This window comes from Kitasatospora sp. NPDC056651, from assembly GCF_042792155.1.
GTDB lineage: Bacteria > Actinomycetota > Actinomycetes > Streptomycetales > Streptomycetaceae > Kitasatospora.
This window is the reverse complement of sequence record NZ_JBHTWX010000238.1, coordinates 1-1881: the sequence shown is the minus strand read 5'-3', so window position 1 is coordinate 1881 and position 1881 is coordinate 1. Positions and strand designations below refer to the sequence as shown.

Sequence of the window (1881 nt, the reverse complement as noted above, 5' to 3'; positions counted from 1 at the left end):
TATGTTGAACTTCTGTTTTTGTCGGTACCTCTGATTCATATCTTTAAATGGCTCGGATCATTAGCCCTGCACCTCATCCATTAAAAAAGCCACTCAGCTTATGGGACTGACCCCATAAGATGAGACAAATAAAAACACCTTCAAGTTTGAATACGGATGATTGTTATCCGAAATTAGACTTGGAGGTGTTTTTTCTATGGGGACAAGAGTGAGTTATCCGGTTGAAGTGAAACAGAAGGCTGTAGAAATGAGATTGGCAGGCGTACCTATGAAAGAGATCATGCAGGAGTTGAATATCAAAAATAATACGCAGATTAAGACATGGGTCAGATGGTATAAGGCTGGTGATACACATCGATTTGAACAGCCTGTTGGTAAGCAATACACTTATGGAAAAGGTCCGGAGTATTCTTCCGAATTAGAGAAACTGCAGGCAGAGAATCGATATCTGAGACAACAGAATGAAGTGTTAAAAAAGTACAACGAATTGGAAAGGAAGTTGATAGCCAAACGTCAGTCGAACTTGTAGAAGAATTGCACAGCACAATGACCGTGCAGGATATCTGTATTCATTTAGGTATCTCTCGCTCGTCTTATTATCGTTGGAAGAAGAATCTGAAGAAAGATCATCCCAAGCGCCATTTAGAAAAACAAATCGGCACGTTGTGCCGAGAGCACCAGTATCGATATGGATATCGAAAAATCACAGCTATATTAAAAAAGAGAATGTGTATTAACCATAAAACGGTTCAGCGTATTATGCAGAAAAATCAGTGGCAGTGCCGGGTTAAGGTGAAAAAGCGCAAGAAGAATGGGCAGCCATATGCCGTGGTCGACAATATATTAGATCGGAACTTTCAGTCTGATCATCCTCTTGAAAAACTAGTAACAGACATCACGTATTTGCCTTATGGACAGAAACAATTGTACCTTTCCAGTATATTGGATGTATATAATGGAGAAGTGATTGCTTTTACGATTGGAGATAAGCAGGACACAGACTTTGTCTTACACACACTTGATCAACTGCCAACACTGCCTGAGAACTGCGTGTTACATAGTGACCAAGGATCTGTGTATACATCTTACGAGTATCAGAAAGCTGTTAAAACAAAAGGCATTACCATGAGCATGTCCCGCAAAGGGACACCCGCTGATAATGCCTCCATCGAATCGTTTCATTCCTCACTAAAGTCTGAAACGTTCTATCTTAACAGCATTGATCGAACCACGACCGCCATCGTAGAACGCACTGTCATAGAATACATTCATTATTATAACAATATTCGTATTCAAACGAAACTAAACAACCAATCACCGATAAATTATCGGCAATTGGCTGTTTAAAAGGTGTTTTGATCCCTGTCTCAAAAACGGGGGTCAGTCCCATTAAGAAACGGGTTTTTCAGTATACCGGTGGTCGGGGTCGAACCGACACTCCAGAAGGAACACGATTTTGAGTCGTGCGCGTCTGCCAATTCCGCCACACCGGCACAAAAGAAAGGCGGCAACCGGATTTGAACCGGTGGTAAAGGTTTTGCAGACCTCTGCCTTACCACTTGGCTATGCCGCCATGTTAAATTTTATTGGAGCGGAAGACGGGATTCGAACCCGCGACCCCAACCTTGGCAAGGTTGTATTCTACCACTGAACTACTTCCGCAAAAATGGCTGGGCTAGCTGGATTCGAACCAGCGCATGACGGAGTCAAAGTCCGTTGCCTTACCGCTTGGCTATAGCCCATTAATATTTACTAGTATGGTTATCTTTTCAAAAAAATAAACCCTCTCAGGTTATTTTAAAGAAAATGGTGGAGGGGGGCAGATTCGAACTGCCGAACCCGAAGGAGCGGATGTACAGTCCGCCGCGTTTAGCCACTTCG

Annotated in this window: 1 protein-coding gene and 4 tRNA genes; 1 reads left to right on the top strand and 4 read right to left on the bottom strand. The window is 42.7% G+C overall.

The genetic code is table 11. The features are described 5' to 3' along the window. Positions 1-196 precede the first annotated feature (196 nt). Positions 197-1347, top strand: a protein-coding gene (locus tag ACFRAR_RS38695; protein ID WP_087614160.1) for an IS3 family transposase whose coding sequence is annotated in 2 segments (ribosomal slippage) — positions 197-470 and positions 470-1347 — 1152 coding nt in all. Because the reading frame shifts where the segments join, the coding sequence is not laid out codon by codon here. A 64-nt stretch (positions 1348-1411) separates the two neighbouring features. On the opposite strand, the gene ACFRAR_RS38690 is transcribed toward ACFRAR_RS38695, so the two are convergent. From ACFRAR_RS38690 to ACFRAR_RS38675, 4 genes are all read right to left on the bottom strand, one after another. Continuing rightward, positions 1412-1493, bottom strand: a tRNA-Leu gene (locus ACFRAR_RS38690). Positions 1494-1502: 9 nt separating this feature from the next. Then, positions 1503-1573: transfer RNA gene (locus ACFRAR_RS38685), tRNA-Cys, on the bottom strand. 14 nt (positions 1574-1587) lie between these two features. Beyond that, positions 1588-1662 (bottom strand) — tRNA-Gly (locus tag ACFRAR_RS38680). A gap of 5 nt (positions 1663-1667) precedes the next feature. Beyond that, positions 1668-1742 (bottom strand) — tRNA-Gln (locus ACFRAR_RS38675). Positions 1743-1881 lie beyond the last annotated feature (139 nt).